Below are 22,140 nucleotides of genomic sequence, written 5' to 3' on the forward strand. Positions count from 1 at the left end.
TAACTTTTGCTAAAGGGTGTTTATTATGAGCAACAATGAATTCCATCAGCGTCGTCTTTCCGCTACCCCGCGCGGCGTGGGCGTTATGTGCAACTTCTTTGCCCAGAGCGCACAAAACGCCACGTTGACCGATGTCGAAGGCAATGAATATATCGATTTCGCCGCCGGCATCGCGGTGCTGAATACCGGCCATCGCCATCCGCGGATGGTCGCCGCGGTTGAACAGCAGCTACAGCAATTTACCCATACCGCCTATCAGATCGTGCCTTATGAAAGCTATGTGTCGCTGGCGGAGAAGCTCAACGAACTGGCGCCGGTCAAAGGCCCGGCAAAAACCGCCTTCTTCTCTACCGGCGCGGAAGCGGTAGAAAACGCGGTGAAAATCGCCCGTGCCCATACCGGACGCCCCGGCGTTATCGCCTTCGGCGGCGGTTTCCATGGCCGTACCTATATGACGATGGCGCTAACCGGTAAGGTCGCGCCGTACAAACTGGGCTTCGGGCCGTTCCCCGGCTCGGTATACCACGTGCCGTACCCGTCAGCACTGCACGGTATCAGCACCGCCGATTCGATTACCGCCCTTGAACGCCTGTTCAAAGCCGATATCGAAGCCAAACAGGTGGCGGCGATTATTTTCGAACCGGTACAGGGCGAAGGCGGCTTTAACGTCGCGCCGAAAGAGCTGGTTGCCGCAGTACGCCGCCTCTGCGATGAGCACGGCATCGTGATGATTGCCGATGAAGTACAGAGCGGCTTCGCCCGCACCGGTAAATTGTTCGCCATGGATCACTATGCCGATAAACCGGATCTGATGACGATGGCTAAAAGCCTGGCGGGCGGCATGCCGCTTTCCGGCGTGGTCGGTAACGCGCAGATCATGGATGCCCCGGCGCCGGGCGGCTTAGGCGGCACCTACGCCGGCAACCCGCTGGCGGTGGCGGCCGCGCATGCGGTGCTGGATATCATTGATAACGAAGCGCTGTGCGAGCGCGCGCAGTTCCTCGGCGAGCGCCTGCTGGCGACGCTACAGGAAGTTAAGGGCTGGTGTCCGGCGCTGGTGGAAGCGCGCGGCGTGGGTTCGATGATCGCCGCCGAGTTCTTCGATCCGGCGACCGGCGAACCGTCGGCGGCGATTGCGCAGAAAATCCAGCAGCAGGCGCTGGAGCAGGGCCTGCTGCTGTTGACCTGCGGCCAGTATGGCAACGTTATTCGCTTCCTCTATCCGTTGACCATCCCGGATGCTCAATTCTCCCGCGCGCTGACGATCCTGCAGAGCGTCACTCGTCTGTAACGCCCTCCGCCGGCGGCGCTGGTCGCCGGCTGTTTTCCTCACTGCTGACGATACACTGCTGGGGATAGTGCTGCTGAAAATAGTGGCGCAGAAACTCCACGGTGGTGCGAATTTTGGCTGAGGTCGCCAGCCGCGACACGTAGACCGCCCAGACGTTGGCGGGCTGATAATAGTCCGGCAGCACGTGTACCAAATGGCCGCTGGCGATATTTTCACTGACATCCCACCATGAACGTAATGCAATCCCCTGTCCATCCAGACACCACTGATGCACAATTTCACCATGGTTGGAGGAGAGCGGCCCGGTTACCTTGATCGCGTGCTGGCCCTCTTTGCTGTGCAGTTGCCAGACGCCAAACGGATGATCGCGCTCTTTAATCACCAGACAGGGTAAGGCTGCCAGGTCGCTTAGCTGTTTCGGCGGCGAGTGGCGGGCAAGGAACTGCGGCGACGCGCAGAGAATACGGTGGTTGGTCGCCAGCTTGCGGGCAATCAGATTCGGCGCGATATCGTCGCCGACGCGAATATCGAGATCCACCCCTTCATTGACCAAATCCACCAGACGGTCCTGGACATCGAAGCGCAGCTCAAGTTGCGGGTACTGGCGGGCCAGCGCCGACAGCGCGGGGGCGACCACCCGGCGACCAAAGCCGAAGCTGCTGATAATTCGTAGCGTTCCCTGCGGTACCTGACGCACGTCGGAAAGCTCGTCCATCATCTCATCCACATCCTGCAGAATGCGCTGCGCCCATTCGTAGATCCGCTCCCCCTCTTCGGTAATGGTGACCCGGCGGGTGGTACGGTGCAGCAACATCACATGCAGGGTTTGCTCCAGCAGCGAAACCCGCTTGCTGACGAACGCCGGTGAGACGCCAAGCTCCTCGGCGGCGGCGGCAAAACCGGCCCGGCGAGCGACCAGCATGAACACGCGTAAATCATTTAGCAGCGGCAGATTATTCATGATCTGTGTTTTATGTTTCACCAGTTAGCGTGATTAATTATGAACCAGTCAATTATAGGATAGGCAGGTGGTCAAACATCATCGCTAAAAAGTGAGAACCGGAATGAAAAAAACCTGTCGTATTGCCGCCATCCCCGGTGACGGAATTGGTAAAGAAGTTCTGCCTGAAGGTATTCGCGTGCTGCAAGCCGCCGCGCAGCGTTGGGATCTGTCGCTGAGCTTCGAGCAGATGGAGTGGGCAAGCTGCGAATATTACGCCCATCACGGCAAGATGATGCCGGACGACTGGCGCGAGCAGTTGCAGGGCTTCGATGCTATCTATTTCGGCGCCGTCGGCTGGCCGGATACCGTCCCCGACCATATCTCCCTATGGGGTTCGCTGCTGAAGTTCCGCCGTGAGTTCGATCAGTACGTCAATCTGCGCCCGGTGCGCCTGTTCCCCGGCGTCCCCTGTCCGCTGGCAGGTAAAAAGGCCGGCGACATCGATTTTTACGTGGTGCGCGAAAATACCGAAGGCGAATATTCCGCCCTCGGCGGTCGCGCCAATGAAGGCACGGAGCATGAAGTGGTGATTCAGGAGTCGGTCTTCACCCGCCGCGGCGTTGACCGGATCCTGCGCTACGCCTTTGAGCTGGCGCAAAGCCGCCCGCGCAAAACGCTGACCTCCGCGACCAAATCTAACGGTCTGGCGATCAGCATGCCCTACTGGGATGAACGCGTGGAAGAGATGGCCAAAAGCTATCCCGAAATTCGCTGGGACAAGCAGCATATCGATATTCTCTGCGCCCGCTTCGTGCTGCAGCCGGAACGTTTCGACGTGGTCGTCGGCTCGAACCTGTTTGGCGATATTCTGTCGGATCTCGGCCCGGCCTGTACCGGCACTATCGGTATTGCGCCGTCGGCTAACCTCAATCCAGAGCGGACTTTCCCGTCGCTGTTCGAACCGGTTCACGGGTCGGCGCCGGATATTTACGGTAAAAATATCGCCAACCCGATCGCTACCGTTTGGGCCGGGGCGATGATGCTCGATTTCCTTGGCAACGGCGATGAGCGCTACCACGCCGCGCATAACGGCATTCTGGCGGCGATAGAGCAGGTGATCGCCAGCGGGCCGAAAACCCCGGACATGAAAGGCAACGCCTCAACGCAGCAGGTCAGCGACGCTATCTGCAAGGCCATTTTGGCGTAATTACCCCGCCGCTCCCCGGTGGCGCTGCGCTTACCGGGGCTACAATGGCACGCTCATGTAGATATCGCATCGGTTTGCAACGGTTTTGGTCCGGGAAAAACATGTGCTTTGTGTTAATTCAGAGCACATTGCGCTCCCGATATTTCTTCTGCGTTATGGCTCTCATGGCGCAGGGAGCGCACAGAGGGCGGCCATTCGCCGCCGCCCTCTGTACTCCCGGGCTCTGGCCGCCAAAATCGCCACTTCGTGGTACCTTCGACTTATCCCTGCAGGCTTCGGGTCGGGCCGAGGCAGCGTCCTTGCAAAACACGGCCCTCAGCCCGCATCCATGCGGGCTGCCCCGGCCTTCCGGGAACGTCTCAGCGATTTTGAGGCCACCAACACCAGCAGTTTCAGCCAGCGTGGTGAATAAATAAAAGGCAGGTCGCTCGGACCGTAGCCCGGGTAAGGCGTAGCCGCTACCCGGGAAAACCCGCACGCCTGGCCTGCCAACTCCCCTCTCTCCTCTGAATGCAGAATCCCCCACGATTGACAAGTGAACCGCATCACAGCGGCGAACTTTATTGATTCCCGAAAGGAAAGAACCTGCGCCAATTCACCTTTTATTATTTCCGTTCCGTGTTTTATTGCTTCACGAATCGGCCAATTGTTTAATTCATGTAACGAAGAAATAATCCAATTGTTAATAGCATTTTGCTACGAACCCTGACCCTACAGCGTGATAACAACGACAGGCTAAAGCCACCGACGGGCAACCGTGCCCAGGAGATCACTCATGTTGAGCAACGTAAAGAAAAAAGATGTGCCGCTGATTGTCATCAGCCTGGCGGCCATTGTTTTCATCGCCGCTACATTAAGTCTCTTCCCCCAACAAACCGCGCAGGCGGCTAATTCGATTTTTAACGGCGTCACCCGCCTGCTGGGTTCCGCGGTACAGGTGCTGGTACTTCTGGCGCTGGGACTGGTGTTGTATCTGGCCACCAGCAAATACGGCAATATCCGGCTCGGCGAAGGCAAAGCCGAATACAGCACTCTCTCATGGCTGTTTATGTTTATTTGCGCCGGACTCGGCTCCTCTACGCTGTACTGGGGTGTTGCCGAGTGGGCTTATTACTACCAGACCCCTGGCCTGAATATTGCGCCGCATTCAGCAAAAGCGCTGGAATACAGCATCCCCTACTCTTTCTTCCACTGGGGCATTAGCGCGTGGGCGACCTACACCCTCGCCTCGCTGATCATGGCCTATCACTTTCACGTGCGGAAAAATAAAGGCCTCAGCCTCTCCGGGATCATTTCGGCGATCACCGGCGTCAATCCGCAGGGCTTCTGGGGTCGCCTGGTTGACCTGATGTTCCTGATCGCCACCGTCGGCGCGTTAACCATTTCGTTGGTGGTCACAGCCGCCACCTTCACCCGCGGTCTGTCAGCTCTCACCGGACTGCCGGATAACTTCACCGTCCAGGCGTTTGTGATCCTGCTCTCCGGCGGTATTTTCTGCATGAGCTCGTGGATTGGCATCAATAACGGCCTGCAGCGACTGAGCAAAATGGTCGGCTGGGGAGCGTTCCTGCTGCCGTTAGTGGTATTACTGGTTGGTCCGACCGAATTCATCACCAATAACATCATCAACGCCATCGGTCTGACGAGCCAAAACTTTCTGCAGATGAGCCTGTTTACCGACCCGCTCGGCGATGGCGCCTTTACCCGCAACTGGACCGTCTTCTACTGGCTGTGGTGGATCTCCTATACCCCAGGCGTGGCGATGTTCGTCACCCGCGTCTCCCGCGGACGTAAGATTAAAGAGGTGATCTGGGGGCTTATCCTCGGCAGCACCGCCGGCTGCTGGTTCTTCTTCGGGGTGATGGAAAGCTATGCCATGCATCAGTTCGTCAACGGCGTGATTAACGTGCCGCAGGTGATGCAGTCTCTCGGCGGCGAAACCGCCGTCCAGCAGGTGCTGATGTCGCTGCCGGCGGGCAAGCTGTTCCTCGCCGCCTATCTGTTCGTGATGATCGTTTTCCTCGCCTCGCATATGGATGCGGTGGCCTACACCATGGCGGCGACCAGTACCCGTAACCTGCGCGAAGGCGAAGATCCGGATCGCGGCATGCGCCTGTTCTGGTGCGTGGTGATCACCCTCATCCCGCTATCGATTCTGTTTACCGGCGCCTCGCTGGAAACCATGAAAACCACCGTGGTGCTGACCGCCTTACCGTTCCTTGCCATTTTACTGATCAAGACCGGCGGCTTTGTACGCTGGCTAAAACAGGACTACGCCCACGTGCCTGTGCATCAGATAGAAACCCATACGCCCGAGCCGATCGTTAAAGCCGAGACGCTGCCGGTTGGCGCGGTACTTAAAGGCGACGGCCAGTCGCTGTAAAAAACGCTTACTGACAATAATCACAAGGTGACCCTACATGAGCAATTTAAGCCCTGACTTTACCCTGCCGATTAACTTTTGCGCCAATCCGCAGGACGCCTGGACCATTCCGGCCCGTTTTTACACCGACAGCCAGGCGTTTGAGCACGAGAAAGAGCGTATCTTCGCCAATAGCTGGATTTGCGTCGCCCACGGTAGCGAAGTCGCCAGGCCGAACGATTACATCACCCGGGAGATCATCGGCGAAAATATCGTTATCGTCCGCGGTCGCGACAACATTCTGCGCGCCTTCTATAACGTCTGCCCGCACCGTGGCCACCAGTTGCTGAGCGGTGAAGGTAAAGCCAAAAACGTGATTACCTGCCCCTATCACGCCTGGGCCTTCAAGCTGGACGGCAATCTCGCCCACGCCCGCAACTGCGAAAACGTAGCGAACTTCGATAGCGAAAAGGCAAAGCTTGTGCCGGTGCGCCTTGAAGAGTATGCCGGCTTTGTGTTTATCAATATGAACCCGCAAGCGGAGAGCGTGGAAACGCAGCTACCGGGACTGCAGGACAAAGTGCTGGAAGCCTGCCCGGATGTTCATGAGCTGAAACTGGCGGCGCGCTTTACCACCCTTACCCCGGCGAACTGGAAAAATATCGTCGATAACTATCTGGAATGTTATCACTGCGGCCCGGCGCACCCGGGCTTCTCGGATTCCGTGCAGGTTGACCGTTACTGGCACACCATGCACGGCAAATGGACGCTGCAGTATGGCTTCGCCAAACCGTCCGAGCAGTCATTTAAATTCGAAGAAGGCACCGACGCCGCGTTCCACGGTTTCTGGCTGTGGCCGTGCACCATGCTCAACGTCACGCCGATCAAAGGCATGATGACCGTCATTTATGAATTCCCGGTGGATGAAGAGACCACCCTGCAGAACTACGACATCTATTTCACCAATGAAGAGCTGACCGACGATCAGAAGGCGCTGATTGAGTGGTATCGCGACGTGTTCCGCCCGGAAGATTTACGCCTGGTGGAAAGCGTGCAAAAGGGGCTGAAGTCCCGCGGCTATCGCGGCCAGGGACGCATTATGGCGGATAACAGCGGCAGCGGTATCTCCGAGCATGGGATCGCGCATTTCCACAATCTGGTCGCCCAGGTGTTCCAGCCGTAATCGTTGAAGGAGTTGGCTATGTCCGTATTTCACTCAAATCTGTTTCGCCAGCAGGCGCTGATTGCCGGAAGCTGGCGCGACGCCGCCGACGGAACGACCCTTGCCGTCAGCAATCCCTCCACCGGCGAGGCGCTCGGCCAGATCCCCAATATGGGCCGGACGGAAGCGCAGCAGGCGGTGGATGCCGCCGCTGCCGCGCTGCCGGCATGGCGCGCGCTTACCGCCGCCCAGCGCGCCGCGCTATTGAAGAACTGGCACCGCCTGATCCTCGAAAACAAGTCCGCGCTGGCGCAGATTATGACCGCCGAGCAGGGCAAGCCGCTGGCGGAAGCGGAAGGCGAAATCGCCTATGCCGCCTCGTTTATCGAGTGGTTTGCCGAACAAGGGAAACGCGCCAACGGCGAGATAATTCCCTCCCCCGGCGCCGATAAACGCCTGATGGTGATCCGCCAGGGCGTGGGCGTCTGCGCGGCGATCACCCCGTGGAACTTCCCGGCGGCGATGATCACCCGTAAGGCCGGCCCGGCGCTGGCCGCGGGTTGTACGATGGTAATTAAGCCTGCCAATGAAACGCCGTTTACCGCGCTGGCGATGGCGGAACTGGCGAATCAGGCCGGGATCCCGCAGGGCGTCATTAACGTCGTAACCGGGCAGTCGCGTGAGATTGGCGCGGTGTTCACCGGCGATGAGCGGGTGCGTAAGCTCTCCTTTACCGGTTCGACCGAAGTCGGCCGCGTGCTGATGCGCCAGTGCGCGGAATCCATCAAAAAGCTCTCTTTAGAGCTCGGCGGTAACGCGCCGTTTATCGTCTTTGACGACGCCGATATCGATAAAGCGGTCGAGGGGGCGCTGATCGCCAAGTTCCGCAACGCCGGGCAAACCTGCGTTTGCGTCAACCGCTTCTATATTCATCGCGCCGTCTACGACCAATTCTGCGATAAGTTCGTTGCCCGCGTCGCCGCCCTGAAAGTGGGCGATGGCAGCGAGTCCGATGTCCAGATTGGCCCGCTTATCAACGCCGACGCCGGACGCAAAGTCCAGTCCCTGCTCGACGACGCGCTCACCCGCGGCGCGACGCTGTTAACCGGCGGTAAAGCGCATCCGCTGGGCGGTAATTTCTTCACCCCTACGGTGATCGGCGACGTACAGCCGGGGTCACTGCTGCTGCAGGAAGAGATTTTCGGCCCGGTGGCCGCGCTGGTGAAATTTGAGGATGAGCAAGAGGTCATTGAGCAGGCCAATAACACTATCTACGGCCTCGCCTCCTATTTTTACAGCAACGATGCCGCCCGTATCTGGCGCGTCTCCGAACAGCTGGAATACGGCATGGTCGGCATCAATACCGGGCTGATTTCTAATGAAGTCGCGCCATTTGGCGGAGTGAAACAGTCAGGTCTTGGCCGCGAAGGTTCGGAACACGGTATCGAAGATTACCTGGAGATGAAGTATCTCTGCCAGGGGTTGTAACTGTATTCTCCCGGCGGCGGCTCTGGCCACGCCGGGATTTTTGATGGAGTTCAGCGATGTCTGATTATCAAATGTTTGAGACGATCGTTCGCGATGTTGAACAGATCACCGCCCAGGTTAAGCGTTTTACGCTAGTCTCGTCGACCGGCGCCCCGCTACCGGAGTTCAGCGGCGGCAGCCATATAATCGTCCAGATGCAGGATGGCGAGCAGCGCTACAGCAATGCCTATTCGCTAATGAGCTCGCCGCTGGATACCGCCAGCTGGCAGATTGCGGTGCGTCTTGAGTCGCCTTCCAAAGGCGGCTCGCGTTTTATGCACCAGCAGGTGCGCCCGGGCGATACCCTGACGGTGTCCACCCCCAACAACCTGTTCGCCATCGAGCCACAGGCGCGCAAGCATCTGCTGATCGCCGGCGGCATCGGCATTACGCCATTCTTATCGCATATTCCGGAACTGGAACAGCGCCAGGCCGACTGGCAGCTGCATTACTGTTTTCACGACGCAGACAGTAATGCTTTCGTCGATACGCTTCGCGCCGCGCCGTGGCGCGACCGGGTCAATATTCACATCTCAGCGCTCGGCAGCCGTCTCGATCTGTCGCGCCTGTTCGCCGACATCGAGCCCGGAACCCACGTCTATACCTGCGGCCCGGCTGCGCTTAACGAGGCGGTGAAAGCCGCCGCCGAACGGCATCAGGTTCCCGCCAGCCAGCTGCACTTTGAGCAATTTATCCTTGAGGATAAAGGCGGAGAAGCATTTACGCTGGTGCTGGCGCGTTCCGGACGCGAATTTACCGTGCCGCAGGATATGACCATTCTGCAGGTTATTGAGAATAACAAAGCGGCGAAGGTGGAATGCCTGTGCCGCGAAGGAGTATGCGGCACCTGCGAAACGATGATTCTCGAGGGTGAAGCCGACCACCGCGATCAGTACTACAGCGATGAAGAGAAAGCCAGCCAGCAGAGTATGCTGATCTGCTGCTCACGCGCTAAAGGCGGCCGGTTAGTGCTGGATTTATAGCTCACTCTCCGGCCAGCGGCGCTGGCCGGAGAGACAATCACAGTTCCAGCTCGCGGCGCAACAGTTCGGCGATATCCTCGGGGCTTGCCGCATTCACCAGAGCGGTACGAAAACCCTCATGCATAATCCGCCGCGCCAGGCGTGAGAAGATCCGCATATGCTGGTCACCCGCCGAGTGTTTGTTCAGCGTCAGCATAATGACAAATTGCGCTTCTTCATCGCCCCACATCACCGGTTGCGCCAGCCGCGCGACGCTGATGGTCGACTGCTCAATATGCTCGGATTTACTGTGCGGAATGGCGAAGCTAAAGCCCAGACCGGTGGAGAACACCGCCTCGCGGGCCCACAGATCGGCTTCCAGCTTACGCGGATAGCGGCAACGCTCGGCCAACAGCAGATTGTCGGTCATCCCTTTCAGAACTTCTTCTTTACTGCGCCAGTCGCTATTAAGCGTAATGCACTGGGTACTCACCAGCGGAACATCCTGCTGACGCATGCGGAACTGGGCCAGCAGATGTTCCACTTCCAGCGAAGTACGGCACTGCATCGCCTGATTCAGCAGCTGGCGGCAGGCGCGGCTATCCAGTTGCGCCAGGCGCGCCTTGGTCGCCGGGATTGCCGGCGCGCTCATACTCAATTCATCTAAACCGAGGCCAACCAGCAGCGGCAGCACCGATCCTTTCGCCCCCAGCTCGCCGCACAGGCCAATCCATTTTCCCTGACGATGCACCGCCTGCACGGCATAGTCCAGCGCGCGCAGGAAGGCCGGATTCAGGCTGTTGTAGTGGCGCGTTACTTTAGCGTTATCGCGATCGACCGCCAGCAGATACTGCGTTAAGTCGTTACTGCCGATGCTAAAGAAATCGATCTCTTCACAGCACTGATCGATGATAAACATCACCGACGGTACCTCCAGCATGATACCGAGCGGGATCTTTTCATCAAACGGGATCTGTTCGGCGCGCAGCGACTGCTTGGCCTCCGCCAGCCGCTCTTTCACCCACAGAATCTCCTCCATTGATGAAATCATCGGGATCATAATTTTCAGCGAGCCATGCGCCGAGGCGCGTAAAATCGCCCGCAGTTGAGTATGAAACAGCGCCTGATACTCTTCATAAATGCGCACCGCGCGGTAGCCGAGGAACGGATTGTTTTCCGCCGGAATATTGAGATACGCCACCGGCTTATCGCCGCCGATATCCATGGTCCGCACGATAATGCTGCGGCCGTTGGCCGGCTCCAGCGCCTGACAAAAGATGTTGTAGAGCTCATTTTCCGACGGCGCGCCAGGGCGGTCCATATACAACATTTCGGTGCGGAACAGCCCAACCGACTGCGCGCCGTTATTGAATGCCGCCACCGCTTCCACCGAATGCGCGATATTGGCGGCAATCTCGACGCGGATACCGTCTTGCGTCTGCCCGGCTTTATCGAGCCATACCTGCTGCTGTTGCTGAATTTGCTCCTGTAGCCAGGCCTCCTGCTGATAATAACGCGCCACCGCTGGGCTGGGGTCCACCACCAGCAGCCCGGCATTACCGTCTATCTGTACCTGGGTATCGACCCACGGCAGCAGCGCCGGCAGGTCAACCCCCACCAGGGTAGGAATATTGAACGAACGGGCCAGAATGACAGTATGTGAAGTGGTGCCACCGCTGCGCAGCAGTAGCCCTTTCAACTGCGACTTATCCAGTTCCAGAAACTGGCTTGGGGTCAGTTCATCGGCAAGACAAATAGCCGCTTCCCGCAGTTGTCCCGGTGCCGGAAAGCGGTCTTCACCGTAAATATGCTGCAATAGCTGGAAACAGACGTCGCGGACATCCAGCACTCGTTCCTGCAGATAGCTGTTGCCGGAATCGCGGAACTGGGCGCAGAAGTGGTCGCCGGTGGCGACAATAGCCTGCGCGCAGCTAAGGCTGGTAAGAATACCGCCAAGCAGGTGCTGGCGCAGGGAAGCATCGGTCGCCAGCGAACGGTGAGCTTGCAGAATCGCGCTGGCGGTGCCGTCATTGTCCAGCAACCGCAGATCGATATCCTGCACCAGCAGACGCAAACCGTTATCCAGCGCCGTCTGCTCCTGTTCAAGGCCGGCGGCGACGGGCAGTTCGCCAAGGTCGTGAAGATCGCGTGATTTGAGATGAACCAGCTTACCGCCCGCACTGCCGGCGCAGACCGGGCGCGCAGGAAACAGCGTTGGATTCAGCCGCGACAGCGATTCCGGCACCGGCTCGATATCCAGCGCTTGCGCGGCAGGTAGCGGCGCATCGCAGTGCGGAAACTCATTTTCGATAAACGCGGTTAACGCGGCAAATGCTTCGGCTTCATCCTCACCGCTGATAATCAGCTGACAGGCGTCGCCCTTGAGGGTGTTACTACCAATGATCGCCAGCGCGCTTTTCGCATTCCCGCGACCGTCGCTACGCAGATTCCGCCACTCAACCGCCGATGAAAAGCGGTTACACAGCGTTTCGACCAGGCTTGCCGGGCGCGCATGCACGCCATTTGGCAAATCACATATGAATTCAATTACCAGTGCCATCGCCTTCCTCCTGAGCAATGCGTTATTTCAGCCAAAGGTAATGAAAGAAGGCGCAATGAACTACGTGATAAAACTGGCAATTACTGGACTATTGTACACATACATCTTTTTTATGCTCACCATCACAATTCATCAGACAGGACATACATAACCCTCTTCACAGCTAAGATTTGAGGTTGATCGCAATTCCTTTCTCACCTTACAAATATCCAGTAAATGCACTTTTTCTCTACTATTTTATACCCCGCCCTTTTTCTAATGTTGAAGCATCAATACTGTCACGGGCCACACAGCGCTCAGGAGCAAGCAATGAACGAACTGGTGCAAATACTAAAAAATACTCGCCAGCATCTGATGACCGGCGTCTCACACATGATCCCCTTCGTCGTCTCGGGTGGGATCCTACTGGCGGTGTCCGTCATGTTGTATGGCAAAGGCGCGGTGCCCGATGCCGCCACCGACCCTAATCTGAAGAAGCTCTTTGATATCGGCGTCGCCGGGCTGACGCTGATGGTGCCTTTTCTTGCCGCCTATATCGGCTACTCCATTTCTGACCGCGCCGCGCTGGCCCCTTGCGCCATTGGCGCCTGGGTGGGCAACAGCTTCGGCGCCGGCTTCTTCGGCGCGTTGATAGCCGGCATGATTGGCGGTCTGGTGGTCTATTACCTGAAAAAAATCCCCGTACATAAAGTTCTGCGCTCGGTGATGCCGATTTTCATCATTCCCATCGTCGGCACCTTTATCACCGCCGGGATCATGATGTGGGGGCTCGGCGAGCCGGTAGGCGCGCTGACCGCAAACCTGACCAGTTGGCTGCAGGGGATGCGCGAAGGCAGCATCGTGGTGCTGGCCATCATTATGGGCCTGATGCTGGCCTTTGATATGGGCGGCCCGGTCAACAAAGTGGCCTACGCCTTTATGCTGATTTGCGTCTCTCAGGGCGTCTACAGCGTCGTGGCAATCGCCGCGGTCGGCATCGCCGTACCGCCGCTGGGCATGGGGCTGGCGACGTTGATTGGCCGTCAATATTTTACCGCCGAAGAGCGTGAAACCGGCAAGGCCGCGCTGGTGATGGGCTGCGTCGGCGTGACCGAAGGCGCCATCCCCTTTGCCGCCGCCGACCCGCTGCGCGTTATTCCCGCCAACATGATTGGCGCCGCCTGCGGCTGCGTTACCGCCGCGCTGATGGGCGCGCAGTGCTATGCCGGCTGGGGCGGGCTTATCGTGCTGCCGGTGGTCCAGGGCAAACTCGCCTTCGTCACCGCACTCTTTGTCGGCGCCTGCGTCAGCGCGGCCTGTGTCATCACTCTGAAAGCATTCACCAAAAAGAAACCGTCCGACGCCCAGGACGACGATGAATTAGATCTTGATTTCGAAATTAACTAACAGACTGGAAGGAACACCCTATGACCCACATTATCGCCGTTACCGCCTGCCCATCGGGCGTCGCTCATACCTATATGGCCGCCGAGTCGCTGGAAAGCGCCGCCAAAGCCAAAGGTTGGCAGGTTAAGGTAGAGACCCAGGGTTCCATTGGTATTGAGAACGAACTCACGGCGGAAGAGATCGCCGCTGCCGATATGGTCATCCTGACCAAAGACATCGGCATTAAGTTTGAAGAACGCTTTGCCGGGAAAACCATTGTGCGCGTCAACATCAGCGATGCGGTAAAACGCGCAGACGCCATCATGAACAAGATAGACAGCCACCTTTCCCAGAACGCCTGAAGCCCAAAAGAGGCGCTACGCGCCTCTCAGACTGCTGACAAAGAAGGAAAAAGCGTGGTTTTTCCTTCTTTGTGGTTATCAGCCGAAAATCAATAAATTGATTTTCCTTGTTATTTGCCTGGTGCAATTTGCAAGCTCAATGATTGCATGAGGTTTGTCATTAATCTCAGAGGCGCTACGCGCCTCTTAGCCACAACATGGAGTTTGTCATGACGAATCGTACTCAACGCCTGAAAGCCAGCCTGTTCGCCCAGCCGCGCGAAATCTCCCTTGAACGCGCATTGCTCTATACCGCCAGCCATCGGCTGACGGAGGGGGAGCCGGTGATTATCCGCCGGGCGAAAGCCACGGCGTGGATCCTCGATAAGGTGGCCATTTCGATTCGTGATGATGAACTGATTGCCGGCAACCGCACCGTCAAACCACGTGCGGGGATCATGTCGCCGGAGATGGACCCCTACTGGCTGCTCAACGAGCTCGACGCCTTCCCGACCCGCCCGCAGGACCGCTTCGCGATAAGTGAAGAAGATAAGCGGATTTACCGCGAAACGCTGTTCCCTTACTGGGAAAAGCGTTCGATGAAAGATTTCATTAACGGTCAAATAACCGAGGAGGTCAAGGCCGCGATCGGCACGCAGATTTTCAGCGTTAATCAGACGGATAAAGGCCAGGGCCATATTATTATCGACTATCCGCGGCTGCTGAATAATGGCCTTGATGCGCTGATCGCCGAGCTGAAATCACACTGCGCCCGGCAGCCTGATAACCACTTTTATCAGGCGGTCCTGATCTTGCTTGAAGCTTCGCAGCGTCATATTTTGCGCTACGCCACGCTGGCGGAAGAGATGGCCGCCAACTGTACGAATGCCCGGCGTCAGCAGGAGCTGGCAACCATCGCCGCCATCTCACGCCATAACGCGCAGCATCGGCCGCAGGATTTTGCCCAGGCCTGCCAGCTGTTCTGGTATATGAATATTATTTTGCAGTACGAGTCCAACGCCAGCTCGATTTCGCTCGGACGCTTTGACCAGTACATGTTGCCTTTTTATCAGGCATCGCTGAATCAGGGTCAGGATCCCGCGTATCTCAAGGAGCTACTGGAGTCGCTCTGGTTGAAGTGTAACGATATCGTTCTGCTGCGTTCGTCCAGCAGCGCACGCTATTTCGCCGGTTTTCCCACCGGCTACACCGCCCTGCTTGGCGGACTGACGGAAACCGGGCGTAGTGCGGTAAACGTACTGTCCTTTCTTTCTCTCGATGCTTACCAGAATGTGCAGCTACCGCAGCCGAATCTGGGCGTGCGGGTCAATGAGCTGATTGACCGCCCGTTCCTGCGCAAAACCGCTGAGACCATTCGCCTGGGTACCGGGATCCCGCAGATTTTCAACGATGAAGTGGTCGTCCCGGCCTTCCTTAACCGCGGCGTGTCGCTGGAAGATGCCCGCGATTACGCGGTGGTCGGCTGCGTAGAGCTCTCTATTCCAGGGCGCACCTACGGCCTGCACGATATCGCGATGTTTAATCTGCTGAAGGTGATGGAAATTGTGCTGCAGGAAAATGAACATCAGCCTGAAGTCAGCTGGGACGGTCTCATCAGCCAAATCCGCGACAAAATCCGCTATTACATCAAGCTGATGGTCGAGGGCAGCAACATTTGCGATATCGGACACCGCGACTGGGCTCCGGTCCCCCTGCTGTCATCCTTTATCGAAGATTGCGTGCAGCACGGCAAAGATATCACCGCAGGCGGCGCGCGCTATAACTTCTCCGGCGTTCAGGGTATCGGAATCGCTAACCTGAGCGATTCGCTGCACGCGCTGAAGGGCATGGTCTTCGAGCAACAGCGCCTCAGCTTTGCCGAACTGATGGCGGTACTGAAAGCCAACTTCCGCACGCCGGAAGGAGAAAAAATCCGCGCCCGTTTGATCAACCGTTACGAGAAATACGGCAACGATATCGACGAAGTGGATAATATTAGCGCCGATCTGCTGCGTTTTTACTGTAAAGAGGTAGAACGGTATCTAAACCCGCGCGGCGGCCATTTCACCCCAGGCTCCTATACCGTATCCGCGCATGTGCCGCTGGGCTCGGTGGTCGGCGCGACGCCGGACGGCCGGTTGGCCGGCGAACAGCTGGCGGACGGCGGCCTGTCGCCAATGGTTGGGCAGGATGCCCAGGGGCCGACGGCGGTGCTGAAATCGGTCAGCAAACTGGATAATTATCTGCTATCGAACGGTACGCTGCTGAACGTCAAATTCACCCCGGCAACGCTTGCCGGCGACAGCGGCCTGAACAAACTGGCAGACTTTTTACAGGCCTTCTGCAAGCTCAAACTGCAGCATATCCAGTTTAACGTGGTCAACGCCGACACGCTGCGTGAAGCGCAGCAGCGGCCGCAGGATTTTGCCGGTCTGGTGGTGCGCGTCGCAGGTTACAGCGCCTTCTTTGTTGAGCTGTCAAAGGAGATACAGGATGACATTATCCGCCGCACCGCGCATCAGCTGTGAGGTCATCGAAACGCGCGCCGATACGGCGCGCATTTTTAACCTCCAACGCTACTCGCTTAATGACGGGCAAGGGATCCGCACGGTGGTGTTTTTCAAAGGCTGCCCCCACACCTGCCCGTGGTGCGCCAATCCTGAATCGATCTCGCCAAAGATCCAGACCGTGCGCCGGGAGAGTAAATGCCTGCGCTGCACGCGCTGCCTGCAGGACGTCGCCGAGTGTCCCTCCGGCGCATGGGAGCAGATTGGCCGGGATGTTACGCTCGATGCCCTGCTGCGCGAGGTGCTTAAGGACGAGGTCTTCTTCCGCGCCTCCGGCGGCGGCGTCACCTTGTCAGGGGGCGAAGTGCTGATGCAGGCCGTGTTTGCCGCCCGCTTCCTCCAGCACCTGCGCCACTGGGGGGTGCGCACCGCTATCGAGACCGCGGGCGACTGCGCCTTTAGCCGTTTTCTCCCGGTGGCCGAAGCCTGTGACGAAATACTGTTTGATTTGAAAATCATGAATAGCGAGCAGGCCCATTCACTACTGCAGATGAATCAGCCGCGAGTGCTGGACAACTTCCGTCAGTTGGCCATCCGCAAAATGAATCTTATCCCGCGCGTGCCGCTGATCCCTGGCTACACGATGAACACGGAGAATTTTAAGCAGATCTTAAAGTTCCTCGCGCCGTTCGGTCTGACGGAGATTCATCTGTTGCCGTTTCATCAATATGGCGAGGCGAAATACCGTCTGCTGGGTAAAACCTGGCCGCTGGCCAACGTCAACGCTCCCCGAGAGGCGGATATTCATCCTTATCAAGCGCTGGCTGAAGCAGCAGGATATCACGTCACTATCGGCGGTTAACGCCTGGAGGATGTTATGGACTTCAACATTGTCGCGGTGACCGCCTGCGTGAGCGGGGTTGCACATACCTATATGGCAGCCGAGCTACTGGAAAAAGTCGGTCATCATGAAAAATGGTCTCTGAAAGTGGAAACCCAGGGCGCGCTCGGCGTGGAAAACCGAATTAGCGAAGAGGATATTGCCCGCGCCACGGTGGTGTTACTGGTAACCGATATCGAAATCGATGGCGCTCAACGCTTTGACGGACTCCGTACCATTAAAACCAGTATCGCCACATTCCTGTTGCAGCCACAGCAGATTGTCAAAGCCGTTAATAGCATTATGAAAAAGCCGGTCGTTTACCTGGAAGTTCCCTGACCGGCCACGGCGTTTATTGCACGTCGAGCAGCCACTTTTGCGCGGGCGTCAGGCGGCTCGCCGTTTCCGGCGTCAGCCAGCGCTGCTGGTCCTGCTGCGCGGTATCAGCACGATCAATATATAAGCCATGAAGCACGCGCCTTCTGCTGCCTTCAAGATTGCGGGTGCCGCCGTGCCAGGCATGCGCGTTATAAATCATTACGCTGCCGGCCGGCGCGGCAAAAACAATTTCATCAGGATGCGTCTTTTGCGGATCCGCCAAAACCTCTTCCGGCAGCTCCGGGCGCAGATGGGTCGCGGGAATAATCCGCGGCGCGCCGTTGGCGGCGCTCAAATCATCAATAGCCCATATCGTATTGACCAGATGCACTTTCGGGAAGTCTACCCGTGGCTTTTTCCAGTCGGCGTGCAGCGGTTGATGACCACCGTTATACAGCGCCTCGCGGGCATTAAGGCTGGAAACTTTAAACGCGCCATTAAAAATATAACGACAGGCGGAAAGAATGAGCGGATGCGACCACACCTTCTCCCAGATAACGCCCTTGTTGATGAGGTTGGCAATACGCGTCGCCGTCGCCTCCTGATGGTGTTCCATCGCCAGATTCTCGCCTTCACGTTCCACCAGCGCGTCAATGCGCTCGCGCATCTCGCTCAGCCACTGAGGATCAACGACGTTGTGCACCACGGTATAGCCAAGCGTATCAAGTTCATGTTTCATTTGGTCGCTTAGCGTCCGGGTCGCGCCAAGCGCAGCCAGATGAACCGTCGATTGTGAGTCCATATTGTCTTCCTTTTAACTTTTAGATAACACAATCAAACTCTACGATGCGGCCAACGACCAGGCAGGAAGGGAAAACTACGAAAAACTGGATATCCGTACGCCAGACACAAAAATGTGAGCCTTATCAATAATTGCCGATGGGTAAATTCGTTGTAAATATTCACCCATTTAATAATGCATCCGCCGCGCGTCGTAAGGCGGAACATCAGGATAAAAAAGATTATAATCAAAGAGATAATTTTAACTCGGGGTCGACAGGATGATTGATGATCTGGCGGGCATACTAAATCGTTTAGTTAATCAAAAAGATAGGCTGCAGGTCCGCTTTCCGGAGCCGGATATTCCCGTTCCGGCGCTGGCGTTGAAGGTGCCCTTCCCGCGTCTGGAAATCGTCCTTGAAGGCGAGCTCCATGATCAGGGTCTACCGCTATCCGCGGCGGTTTTAGCCACTTCGCAGGTACTCTACGTACAGGCGGGAAAGTGGACGCTACCCGAGTGGAACGGTCCGGCGGTCACGCTCAGCATTTTATTTGGCCGCCAAAAGCTCGGCTTTTGCATTCAGCGCTGGGACGGAAAAAAACTACATACTGAAAAGCAAAACGTCGCCCGGCTGGGCCCCCGCGTTGGCTCCTATCTGCTGCTGGCGTTGAATGAAGTCTGCCTGCAGCCTGACCCAGTAACCGCCCGGCTGGTGGTTTCCGCGCTGTTAAGCCACTGCCTTGAACAACTTGTCGGTCTGGAAATGCGCGTTAGCCGCAGCCGCGATCTGTTTTTAGCAGTTCAGGATTATCTGCAAGAAAATCTTAGCCAGCCGCTGACCCGCGAATCGGTTGCCAGACGCTTTCATATTACCCCGAACTATCTTTCGCATATATTTCAGAAATCGGGTTCAGTGGGCTTTAATGAATATCTAACCGCCGTGCGGCTGGAAAAAGCGAAGCAACTATTACGCGGTTACGATTTAAAAGTAAAAGAAATTGCGCATAATTGCGGCTTTATCGATAGCAACTATTTTTGCCGGGTGTTTAAACGTAATACTGAACGTTCACCTTCGGAATATCGTCGCCACTGCCGTAGCGCGCAGCAGCGATAATCATCTCAGGGGAAATAAGAATGGACTGACCCCGCGGAAATATTCCAACGACCTACCACTCCATGGCGACGAGATCAGTGGCGCGGATACTAATGCGTTCGCTGGTAGTGTAATTAGCACAATGTGCTACATCAGCAGCTAATTAACGCATCTCCGCGCCAAATCAATTTTTATCCCAGCTGAGCGGTCAGCTTTTCGCCGCTATGCGCAAAATATCCGCGCCGGGCCAATAATCTCCAGGCGAACCGGAGCGCCTGTTTGCCAGGCAGCCTGGCTGACGGTTTTCAGCACCAGCGGCATTGATTGCCCCGCTACCGTCACCGTCAGCGTCGAGATATGGCCGGCGAAATCGACATCTACGATGCGAAAGGCGCTCTCCTGCGGCCCGCACGGCGACACCCGCAGTTGCTCCGGGCGCAGCATTACGCGTCCGCGGCCGCTGGCGTGAGGATTGTCAGTCGGTAACTCGCCGATGGCGCAACGCGCGCGCCCCTCCGTGAGCTCGGCGTCGAGCACCAGCGCATCGCCAAGAAACAGCGCGGTGGCCTCGTCAACCGGGCGCGAATAGACCTCGAACGGGGTTCCTACCTGAGTAAAACGCCCCTGCCGCATTACCGCGACCTGGCTTGCAAACGACAGCGCCTCCGTCTGATCGTGAGTAACCAGAATCGACGCCACCCCAGCCTCGGCCAGCAGGTCGGCGGTGGCTTTGCGCGTCGCCGCACGCAGCCCGGTATCCAGCGCCGAGAAAGGTTCATCCAGCAGCATCAGCGATGGCCGCTGGGCCAGCGCGCGCGCCAGCGCAACCCGCTGCTGCTGGCCGCCGGAAATTTCATGCGGCCAGTGGCTCGCTAATGTCGAATCTAACGCCACCATTTCCATCAGCGCGGCGACCCGGCGGCGTTTCTCTTCGCGACCGCAATCGAGCCCCCAGGCGATATTGTCCGCGACGTTAAGATGGGGGAACAGCGCCCCTTCCTGCGGCACGAAACCGATCCCACGCTGATGCGCCGGCACAAACACGCCGTCGGCAAACAGGGTGTTGCCCTGCAGAACGATTCGCCCGTGATCCGGGGTTTCAAAACCGGCAAGAATTCGCAGCAGCGTGGTTTTACCGGAACCCGACGGGCCGACAATAGCGGTACGGCTTCCCGGCGCCACGGTCAGATTAAGGTTATCGAGCACCAGCGCGTCGGCGAAAGATTTCGAGATAGAAGACAATTCCAGCATGTTACAACCCTGCAATTTTTTTCGACTGCACATAAAGAACCGCCGTCAGCGGTAGCGAAATCACGATCATCAGCATCGCATAAGGCGCCGCGGCGACGTAGTCGATCTCGCTGGTTAACGCCCAAAAACCGGTCGACAGCGTGCGGGTGCCTAGCGGCGACAGCAGCAACGTCGCGGTAAGCTCGTTGCTCACGCCAAGAAACACCAACGCGGCGCCAGCGGCCGCTCCCGGAGCGGCAAGACGCATGGTGACGCTCCATAAGGCGCGGGCCGGACTGCGCCCAAGGCTACGGGCGACGTTTTCCAGCTCAACCGGCGCCTGGGCGATACCGGCGCGCAGGTTAATTAACGCTCGCGGCATGAACATCAGCAGGTAAGCCAGAAACAGCGTCACTTCGGTCTGATACACCGGGCGGGCATAGTGGATAGTCACCGTCACCAGCGCCAGCGCGGTGACGATACCCGGCAGTGAGCTGGTAATGTAATTACAGCCCTCCAGCAGGCGGAACAGCCGGCGCGGATAACGCACGCCGAGCCAGGCGATAGGAATCGCGCAGGCGGTGGTCAGCAGCGCGCCGCCCGCGCCCAGCATCAGGGTCTGGCGTAGCGAATGCCAGAGATCGGCATGCAGCCAGTTCTCCACCCCGCCGAGCCATAGCCAGCGGCACAGCACCAGCAGCGGGACGCCCATCGCCAGCATCACCAGCGTCAGCAGCAGCAGTTGCGCGGCCCATGCGGCCACGTTCCCCAACAGACGTCGCTTCTGTTCGCGCGCCGCGCCGGCGCCGATGCGCGCGTAGCGCGCTTTACCGCGCGAAACGCTCTCCAGTAGCAGGATCGCCAGGCAGCACAGCGCCAGCACTCCCGCCAGCATATTCGCCGCCGGGCCGCTAAAGGTGGACTGGAACTGGTCGTAAATGGCGGTGGTGAAGGTGTCGAAGCGAATCATCACATACAGGCCATATTCCGCCAGCAGATGCAGCGCCACCAGCAGCGCGCCGCCGCAGATAGCCAACCGCAGCTGCGGCAGCACCACGCGAAAAAAAACTTTCCACGGCGGCGTGCCCAACGAGGCGGCAACATCTTCCAGCGTCGGGTCAAGACGACGGAGCACAGCCGCCACCGGCATGTAGATAAAGGGATAGTAGGCCAGCACGGAGAGGAACACCCCGGCGGACAGACCGTGGAGCGAAGGAACCGCGCTGACCCAGGCATAGCTCTGGACAAATGCCGGGATAGCCAGCGGCGCGACCGCCAGCGCCGACCACAGCTGACGCCCGGCAAGCGCGGTGCGTTCAGTGAGCCAGGCCACCGCCACGCCCAGTACGATAGAGATAGGCACCGCCAGCAGCGTCAGCCACAGCGTATTGCTGAGCAGTTCAGCTACCCGCGGGCGAAACACCAGTGCTTTAATGGTCGGCCAGCCGGTCTCAATCCCCACCGCGGCCACAAAACCTAACGGCAGTAACGCCATTACTGAAAACAGTACAGCTAAGGCAACCATCGGAAATGCAGGACGCCTGCGCTCGGGCAGGCGTCCTGTTTTCTTTCCGAGTACCAGACTCAGGACAGACATAGATAAATCACTTC

17 protein-coding genes and 1 pseudogene are annotated in these 22,140 nt (G+C 57.8%); 13 read left to right on the forward strand and 5 right to left on the reverse strand.

All coding sequences use genetic code 11. The annotated features are described in order from the left end of the window. Nucleotides 1–25: 25 nt before the first annotated feature. On the forward strand, nucleotides 26–1,291 hold the full coding sequence (gene puuE, locus AC22LX_RS22905) for a 4-aminobutyrate transaminase (protein ID WP_045386357.1): 1,266 nt from the start codon (nucleotides 26–28) through the stop codon (nucleotides 1,289–1,291). Here puuE and AC22LX_RS22910 read toward each other — a convergent pair. Further along, complete coding sequence (locus tag AC22LX_RS22910) at nucleotides 1,278–2,273, reverse strand: LysR family transcriptional regulator (RefSeq protein WP_161801883.1); 996 nt, start codon at nucleotides 2,271–2,273, stop codon at nucleotides 1,278–1,280. The genes puuE and AC22LX_RS22910 overlap by 14 nt on opposite strands. A gap of 82 nt (nucleotides 2,274–2,355) precedes the next feature. On the opposite strand from AC22LX_RS22910, the gene AC22LX_RS22915 reads away from it, so the two are divergent. From AC22LX_RS22915 to AC22LX_RS22935, 5 genes are all read left to right on the forward strand, one after another. Next, nucleotides 2,356–3,441 (forward strand): tartrate dehydrogenase, encoded by a 1,086-nt coding sequence (locus tag AC22LX_RS22915; RefSeq protein ID WP_015367268.1) that lies wholly within the window; start codon nucleotides 2,356–2,358, stop codon nucleotides 3,439–3,441. Between the two features lie 775 nt (nucleotides 3,442–4,216). After that, nucleotides 4,217–5,824, forward strand: a complete 1,608-nt coding sequence (locus tag AC22LX_RS22920) for a BCCT family transporter (RefSeq protein ID WP_032714225.1) — start codon at nucleotides 4,217–4,219, stop codon at nucleotides 5,822–5,824. A 37-nt stretch (nucleotides 5,825–5,861) separates the two neighbouring features. Next, nucleotides 5,862–6,986 carry a carnitine monooxygenase, oxygenase subunit YeaW gene (yeaW, locus tag AC22LX_RS22925; RefSeq protein ID WP_045397447.1) on the forward strand — a complete coding sequence of 375 codons (1,125 nt, stop codon included), beginning with the start codon at nucleotides 5,862–5,864 and terminating at the stop codon, nucleotides 6,984–6,986. 18 nt (nucleotides 6,987–7,004) lie between these two features. Further along, nucleotides 7,005–8,453, forward strand: coding sequence for an NAD-dependent succinate-semialdehyde dehydrogenase (locus tag AC22LX_RS22930; protein WP_047043609.1), 1,449 nt, complete (start codon nucleotides 7,005–7,007; stop codon nucleotides 8,451–8,453). 56 nt (nucleotides 8,454–8,509) lie between these two features. Beyond that, nucleotides 8,510–9,475 (forward strand): PDR/VanB family oxidoreductase, encoded by a 966-nt coding sequence (locus tag AC22LX_RS22935; protein WP_032714222.1) that lies wholly within the window; start codon nucleotides 8,510–8,512, stop codon nucleotides 9,473–9,475. 37 nt (nucleotides 9,476–9,512) lie between these two features. Here AC22LX_RS22935 and ptsP read toward each other — a convergent pair whose 3' ends face one another. Further along, complete coding sequence (ptsP, locus tag AC22LX_RS22940; RefSeq protein WP_487334232.1) at nucleotides 9,513–12,014, reverse strand: phosphoenolpyruvate--protein phosphotransferase; 2,502 nt, start codon at nucleotides 12,012–12,014, stop codon at nucleotides 9,513–9,515. 309 nt (nucleotides 12,015–12,323) lie between these two features. On the opposite strand from ptsP, the gene AC22LX_RS22945 reads away from it, so the two are divergent. From AC22LX_RS22945 to AC22LX_RS22965, 5 genes are all read left to right on the forward strand, one after another. Then, entirely contained in the window at nucleotides 12,324–13,400 is a 1,077-nt protein-coding gene (locus tag AC22LX_RS22945) for a PTS fructose transporter subunit EIIC (RefSeq protein ID WP_047043613.1), read from the forward strand. 20 nt (nucleotides 13,401–13,420) lie between these two features. Beyond that, entirely contained in the window at nucleotides 13,421–13,741 is a 321-nt protein-coding gene (locus AC22LX_RS22950; RefSeq protein ID WP_032711368.1) for a PTS fructose-like transporter subunit IIB, read from the forward strand. Nucleotides 13,742–13,950: 209 nt separating this feature from the next. Further along, nucleotides 13,951–16,248, forward strand: coding sequence for a formate C-acetyltransferase (locus tag AC22LX_RS22955; protein WP_047050565.1), 2,298 nt, complete (start codon nucleotides 13,951–13,953; stop codon nucleotides 16,246–16,248). Beyond that, nucleotides 16,214–17,089, forward strand: coding sequence for a [formate-C-acetyltransferase]-activating enzyme (locus AC22LX_RS22960; protein WP_047050567.1), 876 nt, complete (start codon nucleotides 16,214–16,216; stop codon nucleotides 17,087–17,089). The genes AC22LX_RS22955 and AC22LX_RS22960 overlap by 35 nt, the downstream gene beginning before the upstream one ends. A 15-nt stretch (nucleotides 17,090–17,104) precedes the next feature. Continuing rightward, a complete protein-coding gene (locus AC22LX_RS22965) occupies nucleotides 17,105–17,446 on the forward strand; it encodes a PTS fructose-like transporter subunit IIB (RefSeq protein ID WP_047043619.1) in 342 nt (113 codons plus the stop codon). A gap of 13 nt (nucleotides 17,447–17,459) precedes the next feature. Here AC22LX_RS22965 and AC22LX_RS22970 read toward each other — a convergent pair whose 3' ends face one another. After that, nucleotides 17,460–18,164: a phytanoyl-CoA dioxygenase family protein gene (locus AC22LX_RS22970; protein ID WP_411710450.1), complete on the reverse strand. Its 705-nt coding sequence runs from the start codon at nucleotides 18,162–18,164 to the stop codon at nucleotides 17,460–17,462. Here AC22LX_RS22970 and AC22LX_RS22975 point away from each other — a divergent pair. After that, nucleotides 18,131–18,250: pseudogene (locus AC22LX_RS22975) on the forward strand (hypothetical protein); the annotation flags it as partial. The gene AC22LX_RS22970 and the pseudogene AC22LX_RS22975 overlap by 34 nt on opposite strands. 236 nt (nucleotides 18,251–18,486) lie before the next feature. Continuing rightward, nucleotides 18,487–19,320 (forward strand): helix-turn-helix transcriptional regulator, encoded by an 834-nt coding sequence (locus AC22LX_RS22980; protein WP_047050570.1) that lies wholly within the window; start codon nucleotides 18,487–18,489, stop codon nucleotides 19,318–19,320. 201 nt (nucleotides 19,321–19,521) lie between these two features. Here AC22LX_RS22980 and AC22LX_RS22985 read toward each other — a convergent pair whose 3' ends face one another. Continuing rightward, a complete protein-coding gene (locus AC22LX_RS22985; protein ID WP_047043625.1) occupies nucleotides 19,522–20,550 on the reverse strand; it encodes an ABC transporter ATP-binding protein in 1,029 nt (342 codons plus the stop codon). Nucleotide 20,551: 1 nt separating this feature from the next. Continuing rightward, entirely contained in the window at nucleotides 20,552–22,126 is a 1,575-nt protein-coding gene (locus AC22LX_RS22990; protein ID WP_047050572.1) for an ABC transporter permease, read from the reverse strand. Between the last annotated feature and the right edge of the window lie 14 nt (nucleotides 22,127–22,140).

It is taken from the genome of Klebsiella sp. PK01, from assembly GCF_057624675.1.

What these genes read in the sequence shown, in the direction of transcription:
- puuE (WP_045386357.1), top strand. Translation starts at nt 26, where the DNA reads ATGAGCAACAATGAATTCCATCAGCGTCGTCTTTCCGCTACCCCGCGC.
- AC22LX_RS22915 (WP_015367268.1), top strand. Translation starts at nt 2,356, where the DNA reads ATGAAAAAAACCTGTCGTATTGCCGCCATCCCCGGTGACGGAATTGGT.
- AC22LX_RS22920 (WP_032714225.1), top strand. Translation starts at nt 4,217, where the DNA reads ATGTTGAGCAACGTAAAGAAAAAAGATGTGCCGCTGATTGTCATCAGC.
- yeaW (WP_045397447.1), top strand. Translation starts at nt 5,862, where the DNA reads ATGAGCAATTTAAGCCCTGACTTTACCCTGCCGATTAACTTTTGCGCC.
- AC22LX_RS22930 (WP_047043609.1), top strand. Translation starts at nt 7,005, where the DNA reads ATGTCCGTATTTCACTCAAATCTGTTTCGCCAGCAGGCGCTGATTGCC.
- AC22LX_RS22935 (WP_032714222.1), top strand. Translation starts at nt 8,510, where the DNA reads ATGTCTGATTATCAAATGTTTGAGACGATCGTTCGCGATGTTGAACAG.
- ptsP (WP_487334232.1), bottom strand. Translation starts at nt 12,014, where the DNA reads ATGGCACTGGTAATTGAATTCATATGTGATTTGCCAAATGGCGTGCAT.
- AC22LX_RS22945 (WP_047043613.1), top strand. Translation starts at nt 12,324, where the DNA reads ATGAACGAACTGGTGCAAATACTAAAAAATACTCGCCAGCATCTGATG.
- AC22LX_RS22950 (WP_032711368.1), top strand. Translation starts at nt 13,421, where the DNA reads ATGACCCACATTATCGCCGTTACCGCCTGCCCATCGGGCGTCGCTCAT.
- AC22LX_RS22955 (WP_047050565.1), top strand. Translation starts at nt 13,951, where the DNA reads ATGACGAATCGTACTCAACGCCTGAAAGCCAGCCTGTTCGCCCAGCCG.
- AC22LX_RS22960 (WP_047050567.1), top strand. Translation starts at nt 16,214, where the DNA reads ATGACATTATCCGCCGCACCGCGCATCAGCTGTGAGGTCATCGAAACG.
- AC22LX_RS22965 (WP_047043619.1), top strand. Translation starts at nt 17,105, where the DNA reads ATGGACTTCAACATTGTCGCGGTGACCGCCTGCGTGAGCGGGGTTGCA.
- AC22LX_RS22970 (WP_411710450.1), bottom strand. Translation starts at nt 18,164, where the DNA reads ATGAAACATGAACTTGATACGCTTGGCTATACCGTGGTGCACAACGTC.
- AC22LX_RS22980 (WP_047050570.1), top strand. Translation starts at nt 18,487, where the DNA reads ATGATTGATGATCTGGCGGGCATACTAAATCGTTTAGTTAATCAAAAA.
- AC22LX_RS22985 (WP_047043625.1), bottom strand. Translation starts at nt 20,550, where the DNA reads ATGCTGGAATTGTCTTCTATCTCGAAATCTTTCGCCGACGCGCTGGTG.
- AC22LX_RS22990 (WP_047050572.1), bottom strand. Translation starts at nt 22,126, where the DNA reads ATGTCTGTCCTGAGTCTGGTACTCGGAAAGAAAACAGGACGCCTGCCC.